The organism is Ponticaulis koreensis DSM 19734, from assembly GCF_000420665.1.
GTDB classification, from domain to species: Bacteria; Pseudomonadota; Alphaproteobacteria; order Caulobacterales; family Hyphomonadaceae; genus Ponticaulis; species Ponticaulis koreensis.
Genome location: NZ_ATVJ01000001.1, coordinates 2,148,943 through 2,175,931 on the forward strand (window position 1 = coordinate 2,148,943; position 26,989 = coordinate 2,175,931).

Annotated in this window: 24 protein-coding genes and 1 tRNA gene; 16 read left to right on the plus strand and 9 right to left on the minus strand. The window is 54.7% G+C overall.

The genetic code is table 11. The features are described 5' to 3' along the window. Positions 1 to 92: 92 nt before the first annotated feature. A complete protein-coding gene (uxaC, locus tag G523_RS0110905; RefSeq protein WP_022695100.1) occupies positions 93 to 1,538 on the plus strand; it encodes a glucuronate isomerase in 1,446 nt (481 codons plus the stop codon). Here uxaC and G523_RS0110910 read toward each other — a convergent pair. The 6 genes from G523_RS0110910 to G523_RS0110935 all read right to left on the minus strand — a co-directional run bounded on the left by G523_RS0110910 (position 1,535) and on the right by G523_RS0110935 (position 8,065). Next, the gene (locus tag G523_RS0110910) at positions 1,535 to 2,047 is read right to left on the minus strand and encodes a hypothetical protein (RefSeq protein ID WP_022695101.1); all 513 of its coding nucleotides are present in this window, start codon (positions 2,045 to 2,047) and stop codon (positions 1,535 to 1,537) included. The genes uxaC and G523_RS0110910 overlap by 4 nt on opposite strands. 1 nt (position 2,048) lies before the next feature. Further along, positions 2,049 to 3,614, minus strand: coding sequence for a carboxylesterase/lipase family protein (locus G523_RS0110915; protein ID WP_022695102.1), 1,566 nt, complete (start codon positions 3,612 to 3,614; stop codon positions 2,049 to 2,051). Positions 3,615 to 3,632: 18 nt separating this feature from the next. Then, complete coding sequence (locus G523_RS0110920; protein WP_022695103.1) at positions 3,633 to 4,634, minus strand: sugar kinase; 1,002 nt, start codon at positions 4,632 to 4,634, stop codon at positions 3,633 to 3,635. Between the two features lie 18 nt (positions 4,635 to 4,652). Beyond that, a complete protein-coding gene (gene kduD / locus G523_RS0110925; protein ID WP_022695104.1) occupies positions 4,653 to 5,411 on the minus strand; it encodes a 2-dehydro-3-deoxy-D-gluconate 5-dehydrogenase KduD in 759 nt (252 codons plus the stop codon). A 105-nt stretch (positions 5,412 to 5,516) separates the two neighbouring features. Then, entirely contained in the window at positions 5,517 to 6,590 is a 1,074-nt protein-coding gene (locus G523_RS0110930) for a LacI family DNA-binding transcriptional regulator (protein ID WP_033232404.1), read from the minus strand. Positions 6,591 to 6,661: 71 nt separating this feature from the next. Continuing rightward, positions 6,662 to 8,065 carry a pectate lyase family protein gene (locus tag G523_RS0110935; RefSeq protein WP_022695106.1) on the minus strand — a complete coding sequence of 468 codons (1,404 nt, stop codon included), beginning with the start codon at positions 8,063 to 8,065 and terminating at the stop codon, positions 6,662 to 6,664. A 142-nt stretch (positions 8,066 to 8,207) separates the two neighbouring features. On the opposite strand from G523_RS0110935, the gene G523_RS0110940 reads away from it, so the two are divergent. After that, positions 8,208 to 9,017: a 2-keto-4-pentenoate hydratase gene (locus tag G523_RS0110940; RefSeq protein ID WP_027441659.1), complete on the plus strand. Its 810-nt coding sequence runs from the start codon at positions 8,208 to 8,210 to the stop codon at positions 9,015 to 9,017. A 60-nt stretch (positions 9,018 to 9,077) separates the two neighbouring features. Here G523_RS0110940 and G523_RS0110945 read toward each other — a convergent pair whose 3' ends face one another. From G523_RS0110945 to G523_RS0110955, 3 genes are all read right to left on the minus strand, one after another. Then, positions 9,078 to 10,703, minus strand: a complete 1,626-nt coding sequence (locus G523_RS0110945) for a family 43 glycosylhydrolase (protein ID WP_022695108.1) — start codon at positions 10,701 to 10,703, stop codon at positions 9,078 to 9,080. Between the two features lie 96 nt (positions 10,704 to 10,799). Next, a complete protein-coding gene (locus tag G523_RS0110950; protein WP_022695109.1) occupies positions 10,800 to 13,559 on the minus strand; it encodes a TonB-dependent receptor in 2,760 nt (919 codons plus the stop codon). 376 nt (positions 13,560 to 13,935) lie between these two features. Beyond that, positions 13,936 to 14,010: transfer RNA gene (locus tag G523_RS0110955), tRNA-Thr, on the minus strand. A gap of 75 nt (positions 14,011 to 14,085) precedes the next feature. On the opposite strand from G523_RS0110955, the gene G523_RS21140 reads away from it, so the two are divergent. The 14 genes from G523_RS21140 to G523_RS0111020 all read left to right on the plus strand — a co-directional run bounded on the left by G523_RS21140 (position 14,086) and on the right by G523_RS0111020 (position 26,988). After that, entirely contained in the window at positions 14,086 to 14,238 is a 153-nt protein-coding gene (locus tag G523_RS21140) for a hypothetical protein (protein ID WP_169447705.1), read from the plus strand. Positions 14,239 to 14,307: 69 nt separating this feature from the next. After that, a complete protein-coding gene (gene murA / locus G523_RS0110960; RefSeq protein WP_022695110.1) occupies positions 14,308 to 15,579 on the plus strand; it encodes a UDP-N-acetylglucosamine 1-carboxyvinyltransferase in 1,272 nt (423 codons plus the stop codon). Positions 15,580 to 15,602: 23 nt separating this feature from the next. Further along, positions 15,603 to 16,040, plus strand: a complete 438-nt coding sequence (locus G523_RS0110965; RefSeq protein ID WP_022695111.1) for a DUF2948 family protein — start codon at positions 15,603 to 15,605, stop codon at positions 16,038 to 16,040. A 6-nt stretch (positions 16,041 to 16,046) separates the two neighbouring features. Next, complete coding sequence (gene hisD, locus G523_RS0110970; RefSeq protein WP_022695112.1) at positions 16,047 to 17,351, plus strand: histidinol dehydrogenase; 1,305 nt, start codon at positions 16,047 to 16,049, stop codon at positions 17,349 to 17,351. After that, positions 17,348 to 17,821, plus strand: coding sequence for a UPF0262 family protein (locus G523_RS0110975; RefSeq protein WP_022695113.1), 474 nt, complete (start codon positions 17,348 to 17,350; stop codon positions 17,819 to 17,821). The genes hisD and G523_RS0110975 overlap by 4 nt, the downstream gene beginning before the upstream one ends. Positions 17,822 to 17,973: 152 nt before the next feature. Next, positions 17,974 to 18,192, plus strand: coding sequence for a translation initiation factor IF-1 (gene infA / locus G523_RS0110980; RefSeq protein ID WP_022695114.1), 219 nt, complete (start codon positions 17,974 to 17,976; stop codon positions 18,190 to 18,192). A gap of 17 nt (positions 18,193 to 18,209) precedes the next feature. Further along, entirely contained in the window at positions 18,210 to 18,800 is a 591-nt protein-coding gene (locus G523_RS0110985; protein ID WP_155802649.1) for a Maf family protein, read from the plus strand. Next, entirely contained in the window at positions 18,793 to 19,848 is a 1,056-nt protein-coding gene (locus G523_RS0110990) for a ribonuclease E/G (RefSeq protein WP_022695116.1), read from the plus strand. The genes G523_RS0110985 and G523_RS0110990 overlap by 8 nt, the downstream gene beginning before the upstream one ends. Beyond that, positions 19,845 to 20,042 (plus strand): DNA gyrase inhibitor YacG, encoded by a 198-nt coding sequence (locus G523_RS0110995; protein WP_022695117.1) that lies wholly within the window; start codon positions 19,845 to 19,847, stop codon positions 20,040 to 20,042. Before G523_RS0110990 ends, G523_RS0110995 begins: the two co-directional genes overlap by 4 nt. A 450-nt stretch (positions 20,043 to 20,492) precedes the next feature. Next, positions 20,493 to 21,689: an OmpA family protein gene (locus tag G523_RS0111000; RefSeq protein WP_027441663.1), complete on the plus strand. Its 1,197-nt coding sequence runs from the start codon at positions 20,493 to 20,495 to the stop codon at positions 21,687 to 21,689. Positions 21,690 to 21,924: 235 nt separating this feature from the next. Then, the gene (locus G523_RS0111005) at positions 21,925 to 23,184 is read left to right on the plus strand and encodes a hydrolase (protein WP_022695119.1); all 1,260 of its coding nucleotides are present in this window, start codon (positions 21,925 to 21,927) and stop codon (positions 23,182 to 23,184) included. After that, a complete protein-coding gene (locus G523_RS0111010) occupies positions 23,181 to 24,212 on the plus strand; it encodes an arginine N-succinyltransferase (RefSeq protein ID WP_022695120.1) in 1,032 nt (343 codons plus the stop codon). Before G523_RS0111005 ends, G523_RS0111010 begins: the two co-directional genes overlap by 4 nt. Further along, positions 24,209 to 25,663: a succinylglutamate-semialdehyde dehydrogenase gene (gene astD, locus G523_RS0111015; protein WP_407674752.1), complete on the plus strand. Its 1,455-nt coding sequence runs from the start codon at positions 24,209 to 24,211 to the stop codon at positions 25,661 to 25,663. The genes G523_RS0111010 and astD overlap by 4 nt, the downstream gene beginning before the upstream one ends. Continuing rightward, a complete protein-coding gene (locus tag G523_RS0111020) occupies positions 25,660 to 26,988 on the plus strand; it encodes an N-succinylarginine dihydrolase (protein WP_022695122.1) in 1,329 nt (442 codons plus the stop codon). Before astD ends, G523_RS0111020 begins: the two co-directional genes overlap by 4 nt. Position 26,989 lies beyond the last annotated feature (1 nt).

Here is a 26,989-nt window from a genome sequence, read left to right on the forward strand (position 1 = left end):
AATTATTTTGTTCTGTTCGCATCTATGGTAACCGGTGTCATAAGAAACGCAAGAGCGGAAAATCTGAATTTAAAAAAGGACGCTGGCTGACCATGAAAGACGGAGAATCCGGAGTAGTGACACGGGGTGGGAAGCTGCAATTGAGCGAAGATCGACTGTTTTCGTCAGATCCCATCCAACGCGGAATTGCACGCGAACTCTATGCAGAAGTCTCGAGCCTGCCGATCATCAGCCCGCACGGTCACACCGACCCGTCATGGTTTTCTGGCAACGAAAATTTCGGCAATCCGACAGAGCTTTTCCTCGCGCCGGACCATTACATTTATCGCATGCTCTATAGTCAGGGGTACAATCTTGATAATCTCGGCGTACCAAGCAAAGCAGGCGTTCCAGAGCATGATCCCCGTGAAGCGTGGCGCCTGTTCGCTAGCAATTATCATCTCTTCCGCGGTACGCCATCGCGGATGTGGCTCGACCATGTGTTCGCGAATGTGTTCGGTATGGAAGAGCGCCTCAGCGCCTCTACGGCGGATAGCTATTACGACACGATCGATGCGGCTTTGAAGTCGGACGCATACAAGCCGCGCGCACTGTTCGAACGGTTCAATATCGAAGTAATCGCGACAACTGAAGGCCCGACAGATTCCCTTGAGCATCACGAAGCAATTCTGGCGTCCGGCTGGACCGGCGGACGCGTTATTTCTGCGTATCGCCCTGATGCTGTTATCGACCCGGAACATGAGCAGTTCAAAGGCGCGATGATCGCGTTCGGCGACATCACAGGTGAAGATATCTTCAGCTGGAAAGGCTATTTGAATGCGCACCGCAAACGCCGCAAAGACTTTATCCGCATTGGCACGACGTCCTCTGACCACGGGCATATAACGGCGTGCACGGCAGACCTCTCTGATGCGGACGCTGAGCACCTCTTCCTGAAGATTGTTTCAGATGATTTCAAGGCTGAAGATGCCGAGCTTTTCCGCGCACAGATGCTGACTGAAATGGCACGTATGAGCCTTGATGACGGCCTCGTGCTTCAAATCCACCCCGGCGCATTCCGTAATCACAATCAGGCACTGTTCGAGAGCCACGGGCGTGACAAGGGCGCTGACGTGCCATCGCAAACCGAATATGTGCAGGCGCTTAAGCCGCTGCTCAATAAGTTCGGCAATGATCCGCGCCTCTCAATCATCGTGTTTACGTTGGATGAGACGAGCTATTCACGCGAGCTTGCTCCCCTTGCGGGCCATTATCCAGCGATGAAACTTGGTCCGTCCTGGTGGTTCCACGATAGCCCTGAAGGCATGCGCCGTTTCCGTGAGATGACGACAGAGACAGCCGGTTTCTATAACACCGTGGGCTTCAATGATGACACGCGTGCCTTCCTGTCTATTCCGGCCCGTCACGACGTTGCGCGCCGCGTGGATTGTGCATTCCTGGCGCGACTGGTTGCCGAGCATCGCATGGAGCTGGACGAGGCCCACGAACTGATCGTGGACCTGTCCTATAATCTGGCGAAGGCGGCCTACAAGCTTTAGTGGATCCAGCGCTCTGAGAGCGTTTCTACTTCGCCCGCATGGACCCGGACTTCATACGCCGGGTCTGCGGGTTGGCCCTCTGCAAATAGCTCATAAATCACTGAGCCATCCGTCTGCACGCTTTCAATGCTGCGGACGGGGAGTTCGCCGTCCGATGCGATAAGCGCAGCGTCGCGGACTTCTGTTGGAATGTCGGCCCAATCGAGATCGCGCTGAATTTCGACGATTTCTGCTGAGCCGTCTGCGCCCATCAGAATATCGAATTCCAGGTCGCTGCCATCCGCCAATTCGCCTTCGACGTCATAATATGTTCGACCATCGCGAACTTTGCGTAGCACTTCTTCAATTGTGAAACCGTCGCGTTCAGCGGCAATAGCTTGCGGAACGCTTGGTGGAAGAGCGTCAGGTGCAATCTCGGTGATGACGACCTCGTTGGTGGCCGCGGTCGCGCAGGCTGTAACTAGTGAAAGGCTTGCGGCTGTCAGACAGCTTTTAAAAGTCGGTGTCATATTAGCTTCCCCACTGGATGAATGGCACGGTCGCGAACAGCTCTCGCTCACGTTGGCGCGGGTCGTTTTCAAGCCGTGTGCGGGTATCAAACACCATGGTTTCACGGTCTGGCAGAGTGTGCGGGTCCCATTGAGGGATGCCGGCATGGTTTGGATTTCCATTGCGCGCGAGATTTATAAACGCAGTAGAGAGTTGATCAGCCACGCGCGCCGCGGTTGGGCCAGTACCTGACATTGCACCCGGTTGGGCAAGATTGTCGAAGGCGTGCTCGATATCAATCGTGTGGGGCGCGCCGCGCTCACGCTCGGCTGCAGGCAGGTCAAACTGATAAACCCATGTTGGTGCGCCCTGTCGAGCCCGTGCGTCTGATTCTTCAACCTGTCCACGCCAGCTTCGACCTGCTGTGGTTGCTTTGAACATGATTTCGGTCGGGTCGAGTTCGGGGAACCATTCGCGATATTTCTCGACTACATGGCCGGGATGAATATCGCAGCGGAGCTGGATCTCTAGCCAGTCCGGCAGTGTTTCCCAGGTGAGCGCGAATGCTTCGTCTCGCCAGAGGAACGCTTTAGTTTCATCGGCTGTGTTACCAAGGATCATCGGGATTTGGGCTGACTGGCCCGGTGCATCCGGGAAGAACGGATGGCGCGACAGCATGCGATAATCGAGTACAGGCCCGAAATAGAGACCGTGGGCTTCGTTGATAGGATCGCGGGCTGTGAGGCCCTCCATCAGGCGCTCCATCGGAATGGTGCGCAAGTCTTCTGGTGTTGTTGCGCTGGCGCCGATTGTTTCAAGAAAGCGTGTCGCGCGTGCGGTGCCGTTCAACGGACCACATGCGGTGACTTGCTGACCGCTCATCGTCGCGGCGGAATGGAAAAGGCCTTCAGCGGCTGGTGAGGCCATCATCGTTGCGATTTTTGCGCCGCCGCCAGACTGGCCGAACACCATGACGCGATCCGGATCGCCGCCAAAAGTCTCCGCGTTTTGCTTCACCCAGTTGAGGGCCAGCACGAGGTCCCATTGACCGGCATTGCCGCTATCAGAGAAGGCGCCGGGATAAAGGCGGTCGAGGTAGAGATAGCCAAAAGCGTTGAGGCGGTGATTGACGGTAATGACAACTACGTCGCCTTTTGTAGCGAGTCGGGTTCCGTCATATAACTCATCTGAACCAGATCCGTTCGAGTATGCGCCGCCATGGATGTAGAACATGATCGGGCGTTTCGCGCCGTCATTCAGGCCGGGTGTCCAGACATTGAGGAACAGGCAGTCTTCGCTGATTTCAGGCTGGTTTGAACGTTGTGGTGACGACGCACGGTAATTGATCGCATCGGAGATGTCGGTCCGACGGGTAGCCGGAATTGGTTTCGCAAAGCGCGAAAGGGCTGTGTCTTCGCCATAACGGACACCGCGGAAAACATTAATACCGTCAGATTTAAGACCGCGCAGCTGACCACTTGTTGTATCTGCGAGCACGGATGTTTCATCCTGTGCGAACGCACCTAAACCAGCAGCAAACGGGCTCGCCGCTGCTGCACCAAGCACCAGACGTCTGGACAGATTCATGTGTTCCTCCCGGTTTTATTACCGGCGGACGTCCAGCCCTGACTCATTCATGGCGTCTTCGACTTCCTGCACATTTGTCAGGTTAAAGTCGCCCGGGATGGAGTGTTTGATGGCGCCCGCCGCCATAGCAAATTCGATTGTGTACTGAGGGTCTGCATCATTCAGCAGGCAGTGCAGAACGCCGGCGGCAAACGCGTCGCCGCCGCCGATCCGGTCCACAACACCCTCTAGCTCATGAGCGCGCGAGGTAAAAAACGCGTCGCGGGTGTAGTATTCGCCGACCAGAGACTGATTAGATACAGAGCTCTGAGCGCGCTGTGTAGCGGCGATGGCCTTCAGATTCGGGAATGTGTCGAATGCTCGCGCAATCGCATCTTTCCGTGTCTCTGGCTCCGTACCAAGGAGCAGGGCGATATCGCGCTCGTTGATGAAGGCGATAGTCGCGTGGCTCAGAACGTTTTTCAGGATGGCAGGGCCGTTTCCGTCCCAGCTCTTCCAGAGAAGCTCGCGGTAATTGCCATCAAATGACAGCTGAATGCCGCGCTCGGCGCATTTGGCAGCCAGAAGCTGCGACGCTTCAGCGGGGCCGGGGCCGGTCGCAGGTGTTATGCCTGAAAGATGGACCAGTTTTACGCCCTCAAGCAGGCTGTTCCAGTCATAGTCGTTAGCGGTCGACGCCGCGAATGCGGAATGTGCACGATCATAGATGATCCGTGATGGCCTGCGTACGGCACCTGTTTCCAGAAAATACATGCCCATACGACCCGCACGGGTCAGGATGTTCGATGTGACAACGCCCTGAGCGCGTAGACCAGCCAGCACACTGTCTGCGAGCGCGTTGTCTTCTGGAATGGCGCTCATCATGTCAACGGAGTGCCCAAAACGGGCAAGGCTTACGCCGACATTGGCTTCAGCGCCCCCGAACTGGACGTTCAACGTGCCGGATTGGCCGAAACGTTCATTGCCCGGTGGAGATAGGCGAAGCAACAGCTCACCAAAGCACAGCACATCCGTTGTCATGACAGAATCAGATCCTCTTTAGCGGGCGAGCCAGCCGCCATCGACCGGCAATGTGATGCCCTGCACATAGTCTGATGCTGAAGATGACAGGAATACTGCCGCACCGCCAAGGTCTGATGGTTTGCCCCAGCGACCTGCCGGAATGCGGCCCAGAATTTCGGTGTTGCGTTTCTCGTCAGCCTGAAGGGCTGCAGTGTTGTTTGTTGCGAAATAGCCCGGCGCAATCGCGTTCACATTGATGCCGTGGGCGGCCCATTCGTTTGCGAGGATACGTGTCAGGCCCATTACGCCGCTCTTGGAAGCAGTATAAGATGGAACGCGGATGCCGCCCTGATAGGATAGCATGGACGCGATATTGATGATCTTGCCGCCTTTTTCTGCCGCGATCATGGAGCGCGCTACAGCCTGACTGAGGAAGAACAGAGTTTTGAGGTTGATATCCATCACCGCATCCCAGTCTTCTTCGGTGAAGTCGATGGAATCATTGCGTTTGATGATACCTGCATTGTTCACGAGGATGTCGATCTCGCCGAGGTTTTCGCGTGTTTCCGAAACGATGCGCTCGATAGGTTCCATGCTGCCAAGGTCAGCCATGATGACATGGGCTTTGCGGCCGGTTTTCTCGACGAGTTCAACAGTCTCTTCAGGACGCGAACGGCCCACCAGAGCAACATCTGCACCCGCTTCAGCCAGCGCCACGGCCATGCCTTGTCCAAGACCGGTATTTGCTCCGGTAACGATGGCAGTTTTGCCTGTAAGATCGAACGGGTTGGACATATTGGCCTCGTTTTGTTGTCGCGTTTCTGGAAGGGAAATACCCTTCAAACTCACCTAAGGTAACCGGTGTCATAACATTGAGAAAACACTCTATCAACCGGTAAGCTAGCTGTTTGGTCTCGCGGTGGACTGGCGAACAATGATTTCCGGTGTGAACTCTTTGACGAACTTTGTGTTCTCGCCGCGGAGTTGTTCCAGAAGGCGGGTTGCCGCTTCCTGACCCATCTCGCGGATCGGCAATTTTACGGTCGTCAGCTGTGGCCAGATTCGCGCTGCCATCGGCGTGTCGTCGAAGCCGACAATTGAGAGGTCTTCAGGTACGCTCAGCCCGGCCTTGCGAGCCGACGTATAGATACCAATCGCCATCTCGTCGTTGCCTGCGAAGATCGCGGTGGGGCGCTTGGCCCGGGATAGAAGATTATCGGCAGCCTGCACACCGGAATCGAAGGTGTATCCGGCTTCCAGTGTCAGAGAGCTTTCCAGCTCAATGCCGAACTCTGCCAATCCATTGCGGAAGCCGTAAAGACGTTCGTGGGCCGAACGGAAGCTTTTAGGGCCGTGGATATGGGCGATACGCTTATGGCCGAGCGTTGCCAGATGGCGGGCGGCCTGCGCTGCGCCCTCGGCGTCCTGTGTGCGGATCATACGGTAGGGCTCATCAAGCTCAACAGAGGCAATGCGCACATAGTTGCATCCCAGCTCTTCGAGCTTGTGTGCCAGAGCATCATCCTCTGAAACCGACGGCGGCATGATCATGCCGGACGGGCGATGACGCTCTACGAAGAGGCAGATTTCTTCCTGATAGTTCGGATTGGTCCGGTCTACCGGCTGCAGTACGAGTTGATAGTCCGTGACTGACAAGGCATCGAGAATACCGCGCTGCATGTTCACAACGTATTGCGGGCTCGGGTTGTCGTAAGCGAGACCAATCAGATAGGATTTGCGGAAAGCAAGGGCACGGGCTTGCGGGTCGGGCCGGAAGCCGTGTTCTGCAATAATCGCCTCGACGCGCTTGCGCGTATCTTCGCTCACCAGAGGCGAGCGGTTGATAATGCGGGAAACCGTTTTCTTCGAAACGTTTGCCAGACGCGCAATGTCGTTGATTGTAACGCGCCCTTCGATACCGGTACCGATATCGTCCAATCCCGAAGGGCGATCACTGTTTTCTTTACTGGCCACTGTCCGTACCACACCTGAGGCTGATGTTTTGCGAAAGCATACAGCCTCAAAAAGCGTCGTATAGCTGAAATTTAAGTGCCGCGAGCGCTTAGGTCGCCGCTGAGGGCGGCTTCATTGCGCGGGCTCATTGTGTTCAGATCCCAGTTTTCCGGGTTAAAAGCACGACGAACCTCAGGAAATTCGGGGTATCCGCCAACTTCGTCCTGGCTATCGATAATGCCGCCGCGTCCTTCCGCAGCATCCGCCGTCACGCGAACGTCATGTGTGTCGCGGTCCCAAGGGCGTGCGCCTGCATTGGTCAGAACGTAGGTTTCTACCTGATCGGATGGAAGGATGCGCAGTGATTCGAGGTCCATGTGCGCAGAATCCGCTGTCAGGAACTCAGCTGGGCCAACGGTGTAATGACCGTACATCGGCGCATCATGGCCCCAACGGTCTACGGCAATATTGTCGCTCTCATAGATAGACAGATCGCCAATGCCGCCAATCATCACCATTGGCAGGTCGGGCTGTGTAGACGGGCCATAGCGCATGACGTTTGAAACGAGGTCCATCTCGCCAAGCTCAGGCGCGTGACCCGCCCATTCGAGCGCTTGCAGATTGTAGTGAACGGCACGTTGGCCCGGATTGTAGATGAAGTTGTTCACGATCGCGCCGTGCACGTCGCCTTTGAACAGCGGGCTGCGCTCATAATTTGAAGAGTACAGGTTCGCATAGAGCACGATATTGTTCACGTGGTCGTGGATAAGAGAGCCTTTGGAGTGCTCGCCTTTTGCGTGAACAGAATGTGCGAGGCCCTCTGCGATGATATTGTTGGAATACAGCACATCATGAGACGCGTTCTGGTGCCATTCTTCCGGTGTCTCGCCAGAGAAACGGCGGCTTGAAGAGGACAGGTTCTCATCAGTCGCCCAGCTGAAAGAGCAATGGTCGACGACAATGTTGTACGCGCCACCTGTGGACAGGCCGTCAATGTCGTCACCTGAACGTTCAGGCATGCCGCGGTCGCCTGGACGTACGCGTAGGTGCTGAACTATGATGTCGTGGCCAGAAATCGTGAAACCGCCGCGGATCAGCGTGATGCCCGGGGAGGGGGCTGTCTGACCGGCAATCGTGATGTCTGATCCACGGATAGGCAGGTTGTTGCCGTCCAGATCAATCGCGCCTGCAACTTCAAAGACGATCGTAACCGGACCGTCATGCTCGGCTTCCAGTGCGGCGCGGAGCGTGCCCGGGCCTTCGCTTTCAAGAGAGGTGACTCGAACGATTTCGCCGCCATTGCCACCATTGGTGACAGATTGCGCGTATGGGGGGAGACCGTAATCCCATCCGATGGCGTCCGGCGCTGGCAGGGTGTAGCTGACTGCAGGCGCTGCAACTGGCTCAACAGCCGTTGCGCAGCCGGCCATCAGAGCAGGTCCTGCCGTGAAAAGCGTAGTCGCGATGAGTGCGGTGCGAAGTTTAGAAAAGCTCATTTGATATTTCCTCCCCGGAAAAGTGTGCTCTCGGTATTTTGTTGTTGGATAAACGTACAACAACGTCTAGACAAGCATGAATGACACCGGTTACCATCGATGTCCAGAACGACAAAAGAAATAAAGAAAACGAGGCTTGGAAATGAGCGAGGAAACGCAAACACAGAAACTCGCTGGATCAGATGCGCGGGCTGAGGCATTTGTCACGGCACGTCGCAGCGGTGCCGGAATTGACGTGTATCCAGGCGAACTGCCAGCCAGCCTCGACGAAGCGTATGCTATTCAGGACGTAGCCATCGCGCTTTGGCCTACTGCCATTGCAGGCTGGAAAGTTGGACGGATTACGGGCGAGTATGAAACAGAACTCGGTCATGACCGTCTGGTCGGCCCAGTGTTCGAAGAATTTTTCCATCGGAACGCCGGTGATGTGCTCACTCTTCCTGTGTACGCAGACGGCTTTGCGGCGGTTGAGGGTGAAGTCACCGCTGTTATCAGCAAGGACGTGCCTGCGGGTAAGACCGATTTCTCGACTGAAGATGCGCTGGAATACATCGGCGCGCTGCATTTTGGCGTTGAGCTGGCAAGCAGCCCGTTCAAAGGAATCAACGACTTTGGCCCGTTGGTGACGATCTCCGACTTCGGAAACAATCGAGGCCTGATTATAGGTCAGGAGATTTCTGGCTGGCGCGATATGGACCTGTCCTCATGGACATTTGAGACATTTGTGAATCAGCAGTCTGTCGGGCGAGCAACCCCTGAAGCTATTCCGGGTGGTCCGGTAGAATCCGTTCGCTACCTGCTTGAAAATACGGCTAAACGTGGCCTGCCACTGAAGGCCGGCATGATGGTTCTTACGGGCGCTGTAACAGGTGTTCATGAAGCTTTTGCAGGTGATAGTGCGTCCGTCACCCTGGCTGGAGAAGAGATTTCACTTCGATTGACGGAAGCATAGTCCCTGATTTTCTGTCACATGATCTGAAGTGAGGGGCTCGCCTTTGGCGGGCCCTTCTTTTTATGTGTCGTTACGCAAAGCCCTGTACTGCAGGTTATAAAACCGGGCAGCGCCTTCGCGTGACGAATAGATACCCGGTCGTAGGCTGAGAAAGCCGTAGGCGACATTGTGATGGTAGCCTGAAACTTCCATCTGCACGTCCATTTTAGACCAGCTTTCGCCATCAAGGCTGAAATAGAAGGTGAGCACGTGTTCATCATTTTTCATGCGAACGAAAAGGGTCTCCGTTCCCGCTGGAATATCAGCAGCGCGTCGACGTGCCATGCCATACCGATGGAAAAGAAGTCCGTCATCATTGAATGCGAGACCGGCATAAAGTTGGTCATTGTAGAAGGCGAGTAGTCCAGCTTCATTGCCTGTGTCGCGTCGCATTTCGACTGTGACTTCGTAGGATAGGTCACCAGCAACAAAGCAAAGTGGAGAGCTGTCTTCAGGGCTCTCGCCGCGCGCGGTCAATACCAGTCCGGGCTGAAGCAGGGATATGCGCTCATACTCGTCGCGAGACGGGCGGAAGAAGCGCCATTGATCGGCGAGACTGGAGCCTGAAAAGTCATCTGAATGAGGCGTACCGTGCGTGAGGCTTCTCTCCGCTGCGGGAATAGGGAAGGCTGAAGATAAATCGCCGCCAAGCGATTCCCACCAGCCGTCCTCGCGCCAACGGACGGGTTCGAGCAGCGCTTGCCGGCCCAATGTCCAATAGCCGTTTTCATATCCGTGGGAGATGAGCCACCAGTCACTGTTCGGCCCGTCGATCAGCGTAGCATGACCGCGTGACCACCATTGTTCGTCGCGTGTCAGTGTTCGAACCTGCGGATTGTTTGGTGCGTGTTCCCATGGGCCGTGTACCGAGCGGGATCGTACGCTGATGACCATGTGGCTCGTCGGTGGGCCGGCCGTTCCGCCAACGGCCGTGAGCATGTAGAACCAGCCATCTTTACGCAGCATTTTGGGCCCTTCAGGGCAGAAGCATTCCACGTCCCAGCTTTCAGGATAGCGCCACGGATCATAAATGTGCGTAACGTCGCCATCCGTAGCGAGGCCATCATCTGTCAGCGCGATCATGTCGCCGTTCGATAAAAACAGATAGCGTTTACCGTCTTCTCCGACGATGTGTCCGGGGTCGATATGATTGGGCAAAAACAGGTCGACAGGATCTGACCATGGGCCTTCGATATTGTCCGCTGTAATCACATAAATCGACCGGTATTCATCGGTGCGAGCTGGAATATAGAGATAGTACCGGCCTTCATGCAGCACGAGATCAGGTGCCCAGACCGAGCCGATATAAGTGTTGAGCGCAGGGGCAACCGGCTCCCAGTTTACGAGATCATATGACCGGTAAATCATCAGCCCCGGATATGCCTCAAAGGTTGAAAAGGTAACGTAGTAGACGTCGCCATCACGTATGATTGCCGGGTCAGGGTGATCGCCTGCGAAGATGGGATTGAGGAAGGTGCCATCTCCACGGTCAGCTATACGCTGGTCTTCATAACCAAAGCCCCATTCGCGATCTTCAGCGGTCGAGCGCGGCTGGCCTGATGGGCTCGAACATGCGTTCAGCGCGGGAAGGGCGATCCCCGTTGCGGCGAGTGATTGAAACAGTTGGCGGCGGGTAGGGCGTGTCATCTGGAACCTCCGATTAGTTAAGAAAAAACCGGCGCCACAGGGAAAGCGCCGGTTTCAGTTTGATCTGCAGAACAGGAGATAGTTCTGAGGGAGAACTTAGTACTTGAAGCGTGCACCGAACAGGAACTCGGTTCCCGTGTGGTGGTAGACGTTCACAAGATCGGCAGCATCGAAGATTTGCTGTTCGAACTCGTCAGTCAGGTTGATCGCTTCGAACGTCAGATCGATCTGGTCGTTCAGCTGGAACGAAGATGCGAAGTCCAAGTTGAAGCTGGAGTCTACACCGCGCTCGTCACGTCCGTTAGAGTTTTCGCGGCGTGTGATGTAGGCATCACGTTGCGCAGCAGACAGACGTGCAGAGAAGCGGTCATCTTCATAGTACAGGGTTGCGTTGTACGCGTTCGGAGAGAAGCCGATAATGTCATCAGACTCGACGTGCGTGAAGTTGCCCTGGAAGCCGAAGTTGGACCAGAAGCCCGGCAGGAATGTGAATGGCTGTTGATAGCCAATCTCAAAGCCGGAAATGCTGCCTGGGCCGCCGTTAGATGTCTGGCGAACTTCAACAGTCGGATCACCGCCAGCCTGGATCAGGTTGAATAGCGGGCTGGATGCTGGTGGCAGGCTCGCTGGGAGGCCTGTCTGGCTGTAAGGTACCGCGTTAGAGATCGTAGAGTTGAAGAAGTTGTCTACGTCTTTGTAGAAGTACGCAAAGGACACGAGTGCTTCATCGTCGAAATACCATTCCAGAGACACGTCATATGTCGTCGCGCGGAAAGGATCGAGACCCGGGTTACCCGCGCTGTAGGAGAATGGAGGGCCGTTGAAGCTGTCCAGAGAGCCGCCTGGTGTCAGGTTGCCGAGAGATGGACGCGCCATAACCTTCGCAACGCTTGTACGCAGAACGAGATCTTCGCGAAGTTCGAAGTTCAGGTTCAGAGATGGAAGCGTGTCTTCATATGAGCGTTCAACCGTTACGGTTGTACCGCTTACGATACCGGTAGATTCAACTGTTGTTTCGACATAACGAACACCAACGTCACCACGGACTGGAACATCACCGAGCATGTATTCGAAGTCAGCCTGAACGAATACGCCCAGATCTTCTTCTTCTACACCACGGGTATTGCCGTCACGCACAGCGCCCGGAATGCCATAAGCGTTGATCAGGTCAGCTGCTGCGGACACGTTTGGAATAATCCAGCTCGTGTCATTGCTGCCTGGCATTCCGAGGTTTGTGCCGAAGCCGGACAGGATGCTGTAGAGGTCAGCTGTGATCGGCAGACCTGTTGCACCTGCCGGGCAGGTGATGCCCGGAAGACCGCAAACCAGTGAGCCGTTGGTAGACTCACGACGCGCTTCGGTTGTGTCGAACTCGAACTGTTTCAGGCTAACGCCGCCAGAGAGAACGACTGCATCGTTGAAGTCATACTCAAGTGTACCAGCGAAGTTGGTGAAGGAGTTTGAAACGGAGTTCGGACGGTCACGGAATTCTGTGAACGCGAACTGGGACGGGTCAGTGATGTCGAGGCTACCGAAATCAATCGCTGGCGTATTTTCGTTGCCACGGAAATCATAGGTGTAGCCATTCACGTCGCCGACAGCGTCGAAGAAGATGGTTGTCTGAATCGGGTTGTCGAAGTCGGACTGAACCGTACCAGCAACAAAGTTACCGCGCAGACGATCAGAAAATTCGTGGTCAACTTCCAGAGTGAACTGGGTGAAGTCTGTTTCGAGTTCGTCGTAACGGCCTTCAGAACGGATCGGGTGAGTACCGTTTGCGTTCGGGCTGATGTTGAAGTTACCTGAGTCGACGATGTTCTGTGCATTGTTCAGCGTGAAGCTATTGACGTCGATCTGGCCTTCCTGGCTACGGAAGAAGACTTCCATATAGTTCTCTACGCGTGTCGCTTCGAAGTTCGAATAGAGAGCGTCGAGAGAAACTGTTGTGCGGTCAGTCGGACGGAACTGAACAGAACCCGTCAGTCCAAGGCGTTGCTGATCGTTAGTCAGGCGGCCATAGCGCGGAATACGCGGGTGATAGTTCAGAGAGTTTGTGTCTACAGATGCGCAATCCGGACCTGCAGGGCAGGCAACGCCGTTGACTGAGCGGAAGTTTCCATCCTGCCAACGAACCGTAGAGAAGCCTTCTTCGAGGATTGTGCGGTCTGAATAAGCCGCAGACACAAGAACACCGAAGTTCTCTGCGTCGTTGGTCCAGGACAGGAGGCCAGCATAGCGAGGGCTGAACTCTTCAGAAAGATCGTTATAGCCGAACTGTGCTGAGCCAGCGGCTGTCAGGCCAGCGTCATAATCCAGCGGACGCGCTGTACGCAGATCTACCGTCGCACCGAGGGAGCCTTCATCCATAGACGCAGACGTCGTTTTGGTGACGACGATCTCGTTGAAGAGGTCAGATGCGAATGTGTTGAAGTCGAAACCACGGCTACGGTTTGTGCCGCCAGAAGAGTCTGCACCGCCCGTGGTGGAGAGTGCTTCCATGCCGTTAATGCGTACACGTGTGAATGTAGAGCCGAGACCACGAACCGTGATCTGGCGACCTTCCCCTGCAACGCGGTTGATCGAGATGCCAGGGATACGCTGAATAGATTCAGCAAGGTTCAGATCAGGGAATGCTGCGATGTCTTCCGCAACAATGGCATCAACAACGCCAGATGCTTCGCGCTTAACGTCGAGAGCTTCAGCAAGTGAGCCGCGGAAACCGGTTACCTGGACAGTGGACAGACGGGCTTCGTCGTCAGCTGTTTCAGCTTCCTGGGCAATAGCGGTTGGTGCCGCCACAGCCATTGCAAGCAGGGATGCGCCTGCAAAAAATTGATTGAACAAAGTGCGTTTCATGAACTTCCTCCCAAAGGTGTGTCACGGTATGACACCGGTGTCATTGAGAAGACTATGCGATAGGAGATTCATCAGATCAAGCCTGAATTTTCAGCATATGATTTTTTTTTAATCATCTAGCCATTTGAAAATTATAGATTTTGACTAATAATTAAGGACCTTCAGCCTTCCGAATAGGGCTTATTTTTCAAAAGAATAATGTGTAAGTGTTGAAAAAAAATCACACTTTTGACGTTCTGAACACGTTCTCAAAGGCGTGCTGCTTCGTATTGGTCATGTTTTTTTATGTCTGAAATGCCTTTTGGCAGTCATTTTTACTCGTAAACAGCGGATTGAGAATCACGCTCGTTTTTGAATTTATAATTTTTATTAAAACTGGTGCCGCGAGGGAGAATTGAACTCCCGACCTCACCCTTACCAAGGGTGCGCTCTACCACTGAGCTACCGCGGCATTGAAATCGCAGAGCGGGCTCGTTACCTCAAACCATTGCGATTGAAAACCCCTTATGAGTAGCGCGGATAAAGAATGTCTGAAGAAACCGGCAAATCCCCTCACAAGCGTTCTGCCGCTGAAAAAGAGCAGAGATTAAAGGATGCATTGCGCGCCAACCTGCGGCGTCGTAAGTCGGCGGCGAGAAAGGCCAAATCGGAGCCCGATACGTCATCCGGTCCGAAATAGCCTGAATTGATCTGACTTTTGCCGCAATAACGCCTTTGCGTTTGCGCGACTCCGGGAATAGCTTGCGCCATGGACAAACTTACAATTCGCGGCGGCCACCAGCTGAACGGAAAAATCCGTATTTCAGGTGCCAAGAACTCCGCACTGAAACTCATGGCAGCTGCGCTTCTGACAGACGAGCCTGTCGAACTGCGTAATATGCCCAATCTGGCTGACTCACGCTTTATGGCGCGCCTGCTTTCGACGCTTGGCGTTGACGTCTATTGGCCACAAGGCGACTCTACCTGCCGCCTTAACGCAGCGAACATCTCTTCCACGATCGCGCCATATGATCTGGTGCGTAAAATGCGTGCGACGTTCAACGTCCTCGGTCCGCTTCTTGGGCGCATCGGGCATGCAACGGTTTCACTTCCAGGTGGCTGTGCAATTGGCGCACGCCCTGTGAATTTTCACCTTGATGCTTTTGAGGCAATGGGCGCCGACATTGTGATCGAGCAAGGTTATGTGAAAGCCGCTGCAATTCGTGGATTGAACGGTGCGATTATCGATCTGCCATTTCCGTCCGTTGGTGCGACAGAGCATACAATGATGGCTGCCACCCTCGCGAAAGGGACCACCACCATTAATAACGCCGCGCGCGAGCCGGAAATTATCGACATTGCTAACATGTTGAAAGCCATGGGCGCGAAGATCGAAGGCGAGGGAACATCGACTATTCGTATTGAGGGCGTCGATAAACTCAAAGGCGTGTCTTATTCTGTCATGCCGGATCGTATTGAGGCTGGCACTTACGCCATGGCTGCGGCGGCGGCTGGTGGAGACGTTCTCCTCGAGGGCGCGCCGGCTGCTGAAATGACATCTCTGCTGGAGCATCTTCGCAAGGCGGGCGTGACTGCGACCGTGGAAGACAATGGTGTACGCATTCAGCGAAATGGCGCGCGTCTGAAGGCCGTTGACGTCGATGTGCAGCCACACCCGGGGTTTGCGACTGACCTTCAGGCCCAGTTCATGGCGCTGATGACTGTTGCGGACGGTACGAGCACAATCACAGAAAACATCTTCGAAAACCGATTTCTCCATGCACCTGAGTTGAACCGTTTCGGCGCCGACATCCGTGTGCAGGGCAAGGTTGCTACGGTGCACGGCGTAGACCATCTCGTAGGGGCGCCCGTGATGGCAACCGACCTGCGCGCATCTGTCAGCCTGGTCATCGCCGGTCTGGTCGCTGAAGGTGAGACTGAAGTTAATCGCATTTATCACCTCGATCGGGGCTTTGAGAATCTCGAAGAGAAACTAAATGCATGTGGTGCCCGGATCGAACGCGGGGCCGACACAGAATAACGACGGAATGCCCGGAGGCGGAATTGTCGCAAGCGAACACATTGAGATTGATGGCCGTAGATGCCGACGATCTGAAAATCATTTCAGCTGCATGTCAGGACGGCGTCTGTAAGCCGGCTGACATTGCTTATGAAGCTCGCAAGCGACGTTTCCTCATCGAGTTTAATCGGTTTCGTTGGGAAAATGGCGAAGGCGACGCGCAACAGCGTGTTCGCAGCGCACTGTCTCTGGAAGATGTCACGGGCGTAAAGGCGCGCGGTCTGCCGCCGAAGTCCGCCGATCTTGTGCTTTCGCTTATGTCTGTCGAGTGGGAAGAGGGGGATGAAGCTCCTTCTGGTCAGTTCCGTCTCATTTTTGCTGGCGACGGAGAGCTTGTTGTGTCAGCAGACTGTCTGGATGCAACACTTGTGGACGTGAGCCAGCCATGGCCCGCAAAAAACCGTCCGGCACACAAGGAATAACGCCAGATGGCACGGCGATTTAATAGTTCTGATAGTGGTTTCGAAGCCGACTTCGGCGCATTTCTGAAAGAACCTCGCGGCAATGCGCAGGATACGCGCGACATTGTGCGTGAAATCCTGGATGCGGTTGAGACGCGCGGCGGTAAAGCTGTGGCTGAATATACAAGCCGGTTCGACCGTTTCGAGATTGAGCCTGACACGCTTTCAAACCCATCTATGGATCTAGCCAAAATTGCGGAAGGCTGCCCGGATGAAGTAAAGCGCGCCATCGATTTCGCGCATGACCGTATCTCGGCCTATCACGAAGCGCAGATGCCTTCCGACCACAGCTTTGATGATGGCCACGGGCTTAATCTTGGCTGGAAGTGGAATGCCGTGGATTCGGTTGGCGTCTATGTGCCTGGCGGACGCGCGAATTATCCGAGTTCTGTGCTGATGAATATGGTGCCGGCACGCGTTGCAGGTGTGAAGCGTATTGTGATGGTTGCGCCAACGCCGGATGGTGTTTTGAGCCCTGCTGTAGCTTACGCTGCTATTCGTGCTGGCGTTCAGGAATATTATCCGATCGGTGGTGCGCAGGCTGTTGCGGCACTGACTTTCGGTGCCGGTAATATGAAGCCGGTAGATAAGATTGTTGGCCCGGGTAATGCGTTTGTCGCCGAAGCGAAGCGTCAGGTGTTCGGCCGGGTAGGCATTGATACGGTGGCCGGACCTTCTGAGGTTTGCATTATCGGTGACGGCTCCGTTCCTGCCGACTGGATTGCAGCTGACCTCCTGTCCCAGGCTGAGCACGATCCTGCTGCACAATCCATTTTGATTTCACCGGAAGCAGAATACCTGGATGCGGTTGAGCGCGAGCTTGATCGCCAGCTCCAACAGCTTCCTACGGTCGAGACAGCAACAACATCATGGCAGGCGCACGGCGCTTTCATTCAGTCTCGCTCCATCGATGAAGCTTGCGAAATTTCCAATCAGATTGCGCCGGAACACCTCGAACTCGCCATTGAGGCACCTGAAAGTAAGGTTGATGTGGTCCGTCACGCGGGCGCGGTCTTTCTCGGTGCCTGGGCGCCTGAAGCGCTCGGTGACTATGTGACAGGATCGAATCACGTGCTTCCGACTTCGGGAGCCGCGCGTTTCTCCTCGGGGCTCGGACTTTTTGATTTCCTGAAACGGATATCTATCCAGTCGGTCAGCCGCGCCGGTTTCGAGCATCTTGCACCCTCAGCGATTGCGCTTGCACAATCTGAGCACTTGCCTGCACACGAACGGAGTGTTTCCATTCGATTCGGTAAGGAAACAGAGACGTGACCAGTTCTGAGCGGATCATCGCTGTAGACATCGACAATGAAACCCTCAGTGCGGCCGGGCCGGATGCTGAGCACGAACGTCGTGTGGCGATTTTTGATCTGCTCGAAGACAATACCTTTTCTTTGGAGGGTAATCCCGCAGGCCCCTACAAGCTTGCTTTATCGCGTCAGGATAACCGCCTGATTATGCAGATCAGCAATGAAGAAGATGTGCATTTGCACACCTTCATTCTGTCATTGGCGCCATTTCGCCGGATAGTAAAAGACTACTTTATGATTTGCGACAGCTATTATGATGCGATCCGCAATCAGACTCCGAACCAGATCGAGGCGATCGATATGGCGCGTCGCGGCATTCACAACGAAGGTTCTGAGCTTCTGGCAGAGCGCCTGCGCGGGAAAATCGACACAGATTTTGATACGGCGCGTCGCTTGTTTACTCTTATTTGTGCTCTGCACGCCAAAGGCTGATATTTTTTACCAGCTAAAAAAGCGCTTAAATTCAGGGGTCTTGTGCTGTCCCTTGAAGTTTATGCGGCTATTTTGTGCATAATGGGTAACGCTTTCGCGAAAATTACACTATATGCGAGCCCTTGATTAGATTGGTTGCCTTCGAGGAGTGCATGGCAAAAGAAGAGATGCTTGAATTCACTGGAACGATTGTGGAATTGCTTCCCAATGCGACGTTCCGGGTGAAGCTGGAAAATGACCACGAAATCGTGGCTCATACGGCAGGTAAAATGCGTAAAAACCGAATTCGTGTTCTGACAGGCGATAAAGTGCTTGTTGAAATGACCCCGTACGACCTCACCAAGGGGCGCATTACTTACCGCTTTAAATAGTGGTGTCCGACTCTTCTTTGCCTGATCTTGTGCTCGCTAGCGCCTCGCCGAGGCGGCGCGACCTGCTTGCGCAAATGGGCATCATTCCTACCAAAATTTATCCTGCTGACCTTGATGAGACCTCTCATCAGGGCGAGCTTCCGCGCGTCTACGCCGAGCGGTTGGCCATAGAGAAAGCTCAGGCCGTGCAGGGCCAATTTACGGGTAGCGTTATCCTTGCAGCAGACACGGTTGTTGCTGTCGGGCGCCGTATTCTGCCAAAAACCGAAGATGAAGTCTCTGCGCGCGAATGCCTCGAGCTCCTCTCCGGGCGTGCCCACAGAGTTATGACGGCCATCGCGGTTATCGCTGCTGATGGCTCGTTGTCTCGCCGCGTTGTTGTTACACGTGTGAAGATGAAGCGTCTGACCGACGAGGAGATTGCAGTTTATCTCGCGAGTGGCGAATGGAATGGTAAGGCTGGCGGCTATGGCATTCAGGGCATGGCGTCGGCATTCATTTCTGACCTGAGTGGTTCATACTCTGCAGTCGTTGGACTTCCATTGTTTGAAACACGAAATCTCCTGATGGGGGCAGGGTTTCCTGTCCTGACCAGCGGTCATGCTTGAGCTGATCGATATCAGCTGGATTGGTGAGCGCTGGTCGCTGGCCAGCCTGCCGAACGGAGAGCCGGTTGCACTATTTATCTGGCGTGATCGCGATATTGATGCGTCAGCGCGTTGCGGCGATGTGCTGCCTGCGATCGTAAGGTCCATCGACCGCTCAGGCAGGATGGGCTTTGTCGACCTCTCGACCGGTGAGCAGGCATTTTTCAATATTTCAGAATCACGGACACCGCCTATAGTGGGCGCGCATATCAATGTCTCGGTGCGTGCAGAGGCGTATGGTGATAAGCTCGCCAATGTTTCACCGACATCAGCTCAGCCTGTTATCCTGTCTGAAAGCGATGCGCAAAATGCATGGCTTGAGCGTTTGCCGGGGTATGCTGATCTGACAGATGAGCTCTCCTTTGTGCAAAAAGCAGAGATGTGCCGCGCGGCAATAGATGTTGCATCGGCATCGACCGTTACGATCGACAATGGCGGAGAGCTACATTTTGATCATACGAGGGCTTTGACTGCGATAGACGTAGATTCATCGGGGCGAGTTCAACGCTCAGGTGTTCCTGGATTGAACACGGATGCGCTTGCCACAGCCGCGCGCCATATCAATTTGCGCAGGCTCGCGGGACTATTTGTAGTTGACCTTGAGGGCGCGCCGAAAGGTGAGAAAGCAAAAGGGTTGGCAGCCCAATTCCAAGCCAGTTTGAAGGCGTTGACCGGACGTACGGTGAGGGTGCTGCCTCCGTCTGTGTTCGGATTGATAGAGGCTACGGTAGCACGTCGCGAAAAGCCGCTGTTCGAGATTACGACTGAGACATGCAGTGCAGAACGCCGAACTATGGAAGCGTTTTTGAGCGCGATGCGTGAAGCACTAACTCTTGCCGAATCGGATCGAAGCGCTTTCTTTGCGCTGAAGACGTCGGCCGCGCTGACCGAGTATATGAAACAGACCGCATTTGACTGGCAGGGCGAATTAAAGGCCCGGACAGGCGGTCGGATAAGATGGGAGCCTCTGAACAATGCGGGGCTCGATTACCAGATAGAGTTGATATGAGCCGCCTGCCACTTTGCCCGATTTGTGAGAAAAACCGCGCGAAACCAGAGTTTAAGCCTTTTTGTTCGAAACGATGCGCAGATGTGGATCTGTCGCGCTGGCTGTCCGATGGGTACGCCATTCCGGGAGAGGCCTCCGATCAGGCAGAAGAAACGCCGGGCAATCGACGAGACACTGGCGAGACTGGCGACTAGGTTTCTCACACAAAATTCGAAAAACTTTGGAACCCGTAAGTCTGCCGCGCGTCATGCTTGTGTCAGAGCATGAAGTGGGGGCTTTTTCGCCTGTTTCCGGACTGCTCTGATTGTTCAGTAGAGCGTGCGATGCCGGTGGGAGGAAGTGAAAAGGTCATCCGGCAATTTCAGAAATCGATTCTCATCAAAATTCGGTGTTTCGTTGCTCAAGCGTGACGTATTTGACGCAGAGTTATCCCTATTAAGGCGAAAATCTGGCGAAGAATGCCTAGAACTGTTGCATTCTAGCCTCTCTGGTCGAAAACGACATGAAAATGCAACGACTTACCTCGGAAAGGGTATCGCATTTTTCTCAGAAACTGGATATGTACAAAGATGTGTGGACGTTCCACACGGTTTCCTATGGCCGCTCAGTCCGACGACTTTGGCGGCTCACTCAAGGGGATGGGTATGAAAAAAACTCTTTTGTGCGCCACCGCAGCCCTCGCAATGGCGACGGCAACGGGCGCGGCCCACGCAACTGACGGATGGTATGTCCGCGGTGACGTAGGTTACACTTTTGACGGCACATTCGATTATGATGCTGTTACACCGCTTCCGGGTAACCTGGCGGGTTCTGCAGACATCGACAATAACTGGCTTTACAGCGGTGGTCTTGGTTATGGTTTCGACAATGGTTTCCGCCTCGAAGGTGCGTTGACCTTCCGTGACGCCAAATTTGATGTTCCTAACGATGTAGCGGCTCGTACGCTTTTTGATGCAGGCCTCTCTGGCACTCAGACCAGCTATGACGCGGCTGCAGGCCACGCGACTGGTTGGGATTTGATGCTTAACCTGTATTACGACTTTGATCTGGGTCGTAATTTTGCTCCGTATATTGGTGGTGGTCTCGGTATCTCTGAGCTCAATGCGAACGTTCGTAACCTTTATGTTATCGACACGACGTCACTTCCGACAACGGTCACACAGGTAAATGGCTTTAACGACGGATCTGGTGACTTTGCTTACCAACTCCTCGCTGGTTTCGGTTATGATCTCACTGAGCAACTGACTTTTGACCTTGGATACCGCTATTTCGTGTCTCCAGACCTCGAGTTCGCTGGTATCCAGACGAGCTATGAGTCAGAGTATATCGAACATAACGTGACAGCTGGTCTGCGTTGGCAGTTTGCGGCTCCGCCGCCACCACCGCCTCCGCCACCGCCTCCGCCACCACCGCCACCACCTCCTCCTCCGCCACCACCACCGCCGCCTCCGCCGCCGCCTCCACCGCGTCCGGCGCTCCCAGCGTGCTCGACTGTGTCTCAGGAATTCGTGGTTTACTTCGAGTGGGACGAGTCTGACCTCACATCTGAAGCGGCAGCGGTTATCGACCGTGCGGTTCGTCAGATCGCAGCTCGCGGTGACTGCTCTGTATCTACAGTAGGTATCGGCGGCCACGCTGACCGCTCTGGTGCAGCAGCTTACAACGTTCGTCTTTCTGCACGTCGTGCGGCAGTGGTTCGTGATGCTCTCGTAGCTCGCGGTGTCTCTGCTGACATGATCAGCACAGAAGCCTTCGGTGAGACTGAGCCTGCTCGTCCAACTGAAGACGGTGTACGTGAGCCTCTGAACCGTCGTTCAGAAGTGCGCATCATCGTTCAATAATCCGAGCGATTATCGAATTAAAGGCGGCCCGACTTTGCAGTCGGGCCGTTTTTTATTGCGCTGAACCCGTCACTCCGTGAAAGATTTTGTCGGTTACGGCTTTATCTGCGACGCGCGCCATCTTACGTTTCCTCTTTGATTTCTAGCGATCCGGATTCGCGTGAAAGCCTTTTGTGGCTCCCCGCCGCCATTGGCTCCAAATCCTGTCGCAACGTTTTGAACTGGAAAGGTATGCATGCTCGATCAGCTCAATGAGACTGATAAACAGGTGCTAGCGCAGATCGCGGGCAAAGGTGATGAGATGTGCGCGCTGACTGTTGATTGGTCGCGTGTGAATTCAGGTAGCTGGAATACAGAAGGTCTCCGCAAGATGGTGCCTTTGATTTCCGAACGTCTTTCAGTGCTGCCGGGCGACACCGAATTGGTTGATCGCGGCGACATTCCGCAGATCTCTGCTCAAGGTAAGGAAACAGGGCATCCGACAGGACCCGTGATCTGTCATGTTTGTAGACCGGATGCCCCGGTTCAGATCGTCTTCACGGGACACTATGATACCGTTTTCCCGCCCTCAGCAGATTTTGACGATGTGACTGACATCGGAGAGGGCAAGCTGAATGGACCAGGCCTGGCGGACATGAAGGGCGGTCTCATTGTAATGACCGAAGCACTTCGCGCGTTTGAAACCTCGGATGTCGCGGGCCAGATCGGCTATCGCATTGTGATCTCCCCGGACGAGGAGATCGGCAATCCTGTAAGTGCGGAGATTATTCATGAAACCGCGCTCGGTGCACATGTCGGGATGACGTACGAGCCAGCGTTGGAGAGTGGTGACTTTGCAGGTGAACGCAAAGGCAGTGGCAATTTCAGCCTCGTTGTTAAAGGCATCTCGGCTCATGCTGGACGTGCGCACGCCGACGGACGAAGTGCGGTACTAGCGGCAGCGAAATTTGTGGTCGCTTTGGAGAACCTGAACGGTGTTCGTGATGGTGTTACCTTCAACACAGGAAAGGTTGAGGGCGGTGGTCCTAATAATCAGGTGCCAGACCTTTCCGTTATACGCTTCAATGTCCGCGTTCCGGATCAACCGGCGACTGACTGGGCTCAGGAAAATATCGACAAGCTCGTAAGCGGTCTGAATGAGATGGATGGCATTTCAGCTCATATACATGGTGGATTTTACAGGCCGCCTAAACCGTTCAACGCTGCGCAGCAGGCCTTGTTCAGTGGCGTTCAGGAAACTGGACGTGCGCTCGGGCTTGAATTGAGGTGGGTGTCGACTGGCGGTGTTTGTGAGGGCAATAATGTGTTCGCAGCGGGTGTGCCCAACATTGATACGCTGGGCGTTCGCGGTGGACGTATCCACTCTACCGAAGAATTTGTAGTGACCGATAGTTTCGAAGAGCGCGCTTCTCTGTCAGCGCTTATTCTCTGTCGTCTGGCAGAAGGGCGCATGGACGCTCACCAGATCAAGAAACTCATGGAAGGAAACTCATGAGCATGCTGATCATGCGACCGTCACAGCTGGACGATTTCGACGATATGATGGAGCTGGCGGAGCTGTCGGGGCCGGGCTTTACGAGCCTGCCGGTAGATGAAGGTTTGATTCGTAAACGCCTTCAGGCCTCTGAAAAAGCCTTTTCGGGCAGCCCTGATGCGCCCCAGCAAGGCAAGTTTCTTCTGATAATGGAAGACAGCGAGACGGGGGAGGTGGCTGGTTGCTGCGCCGTGAAGGCGGGCATCGGTATGAACCGTCCTTTCTTCAACTATCGTATCATCACGATTTTGCAGTCTTCTACGGTTGTCGACCGCCGGTTCAGCATGGATGCACTCGTCCTGACCAACGAGTTCATGGGCTATACCGAAGTGGGTACGCTGTTCCTGAAGAAAGAATTCAGGGGAGGGCCGCATCGGGCAGGGCGTCTGGCAGCGCAATCGCGTTATTTGCTAATGGCCGCAGCGCCTGACGAGTTCGGCGAGATGGTTTTGGCGGAGCTGCGCGGCGTTGTGAACCCGAACGGTATTTCGCCATTCTGGGAAGGCGTCGGACGTTGCTTCTTTGATATGGATTTTCAGGAAGCAGACTATCAATCAGGCGTCACCGATGGCCAGTTCATCATGGATCTGATGCCGAAATATCCGATCTATGTGGACCTTCTGCCGCCAGAGGCGCGTGAAGTGATCGGTCGCTGTCACGTCGAAGGTATTGGCGCGATGAAGCTCCTCGAATGGGAAGGGTTTCGCTTCGAGCGCGTTGTCGATATTTTTGACGGTGGTCCGCAGGTTTCTACGCAGCGGAAAAATATCCGTACGATTCGCGAATCGCGCGTGGTTACGTTTGAGCTGGGCGTACCGGAAGACCGTGCAAAGAATGCTCTCGTCTCAACAGACTCACTTGAAAACTTCCGCACAGCGTGGGCGAAAATTGATACTCGCTCGGACAGCGTTGCTGTGATGGACCAAGCCGTATTCGATGCACTGAAGATCAAGCCGGGGCATCAAGGGCGTATCTGGACAAAGGAATAGGCATGTCTCTCTTTATCGCAGGGCAATGGATTTCCGGCGCGGGGCCGGAGCTTCAATCGACTGATCCGGCAACAGGCGAAATTGTGTGGGCAGGCAAAAGCGCATCGCCTGCAGATGTCTCTGAAGCCTATAAAGCGGCTCGTGGCGCCTTTCTCGGCTGGGCGCGTACGCCGCTTGCGGAGCGTGTGGAGATTTTGCGCAAGTATGCGTCCGTGCTGGATGAGATGGCGGACGAGCTGCCGACTACGATTTCCCGGGAAGTCGGCAAAGTGCTTTGGGAAACACGCACAGAGCTCGGCGCGATGAAGGGCAAGGTCGAGCTCTCGATCAAATCCTATGAGGACCGTACCGGAAATACTGTATCTGACACAGCGTTTGGCCGGTCCGAACTGGTACACCGTCCGCACGGTGTCATGGCTGTTATGGGGCCGTTTAACTTCCCGGGACACCTGCCGAACGGACATATCGTGCCCGCACTTCTTGCTGGCAATACAATTGTTTTCAAACCCTCCGAGTTTGCACCTGCGACGGGTGAATTGCTTGTCAAAGCGATGGAAAAGGCGGGACTGCCCGCTGGCGTTCTGAATCTTGTTCAGGGCGCGCGCGATACGGGCGCTGCGCTTCTGGATGGCGATCTGGACGGCGTTTTGTTCACCGGTTCGGCAGCTACGGGCACTTTTATCCATAAGAAGTTTGGTGGTCGTCCTGAGGTTATGCTTGCACTGGAAATGGGCGGGAATAATCCGCTTATTGGCTGGGAATTTGCTGATGTTGAAGCGGCGGCTGATATCGCCGCGCAGTCTGCGTATCTGACAAGCGGCCAACGCTGTTCCTGTGCACGTCGTCTCATCGTGCCGGACGGCGCTGAAGGCGAGGCGCTGGTTCAGGCGGTGCTGGCACGCGCCGAAGGCGTGAAGATCGGCAAGTGGGATGAAGACGGCGTCTTCATGGGTTCGCTCGTAAATGACCGGGCCGCAGACGGCGCGCTCGTCTTTCAACAGAAGCTTGAGGAAGCGGGCGGTAAACCTCTGAAAAAGCTTGAGAAACTTCCAATTGGTGATGCCTTCGTTTCGACGGGCATCATAGACATGACGGATGCTGCGAATCCGCCAGATGAAGAGCTGTTCGGGCCGTTTTTGCAGGTCTACCGTGCAAAGTCTTTCGAGGATGCGCTGCGCATTGCCAACAATACGCAGTATGGCCTCGCAGGTGGCCTGATCAGCGATAATGCTGCGCTTTGGAACGAAGCGCATATTAGCATGCGTGCCGGTATTCTGAACTTTAATCGACCGACCGCAGGGGCGTCATCGGCGCTTCCATTTGGCGGACCGGGTATTTCGGGTAACCACAGACCTAGTGCCTGGTATGCCGCAGATTATTGCGCATGGCCGCAGGCGAGCCAGATTGCAGATGCGCCTGAACGTATGAGTGCGCAGGGGTTCCCGAAATGAGTGAGCCTTATGAAGTCAATTTTGATGGCCTGATCGGACCGACGCACAATTATGGCGGTCTGTCTGATGGTAATCTCGCGAGCTCTAACAATGCCGGTGAGGTTTCCCGTCCGCAGGAAGCCGCGCTGCAAGGGCTTGAGAAAATGCGGACGCTTTACAAGGCCGGGCTGAAGCAAGGATTCCTGCCGCCGCTTATGCGTCCAAACATGACTTTCCTTAAGCGTGCCGGCTTCACCGGTAGTCAGGAAGATATGATCAAAGCTGCCGCTAATGAGGCGCCATCGCTTTTGAAGACGGCATATTCTGCGAGTTCCATGTGGGCGGCAAATGCCGCGACGGTTTCACCTTCAGCTGATACGCAGGACGGTAAGCTGCATCTGACGCCCGCAAACCTCTCAACAATGCTACACCGTAGCCTGGAGCACCCTGACACGTTCCGGAACTTGCAAACCATATTCGCGGATATGGGGCAGTTTGCAGTGCATGAAGCTCTGCCAGAGCATTCAAACTTCTCTGATGAAGGCGCTGCAAACCATGTGCGCCTGTGTGCTGACCATGGTGCGGAGGGCGTGGAAGTGTTCGTTTATGGTCGTGAAGCCAGTGAAGATACAGCGGGCTTCCCCACGCGTCAGACAAGGCTCGCATCCGAGCGCATTGCTGCCATGCACGGGCTGAAGCCGGAGCGTACAGTTTACATCCGTCAGTCGCGTCAGGCGATTGATGCAGGCGCTTTCCATAATGACGTTGTCAGCGTTGGGTCGCTAAACACGCTGTTCACGCATGAGCTGGCATTTGAAGACAAAGCGGCCGCCTATGATGCCATCGCGAAAGCTGGCGAAGGATTGTTCGACTTGAACGTTGTTGAGGTGCCGGATGCTGAAGTCCCTCTCAAAGACGCGATCAAATCCTATCTGTTCAATTCCCAGCTTGTTAAAATGCCGGGCGAGGATCGCCTTGTGCTGATTGCGCCGACTGAGACCGAAGAGACAGAAAGCACGCGTCTGTTCTGTGAGGCGATGACGAAGAGCAACGGGCCCATCGGGCGTGTTCACTATGTAGATGTGCGTCAGTCCATGCGAAATGGTGGTGGCCCAGCGTGTCTGCGTCTGCGTGTCGTGCTGACCGAAGAGCAGCTTCGCGGCGTGAATCATGCGTTTTTGCTGGATGATCAGAAGATTAACGCGCTGCAGGATTGGGTGCGCGCCCATTATCGTGAAACCCTGAGCGCAGCAGATTTTGCGGATCCTGCCCTTGCGCTGGAAATCAGCAATGGGCATCTGGCTCTGCAGAAACTTATCAATGACTTCGGCGCACAGGTGAACTGAC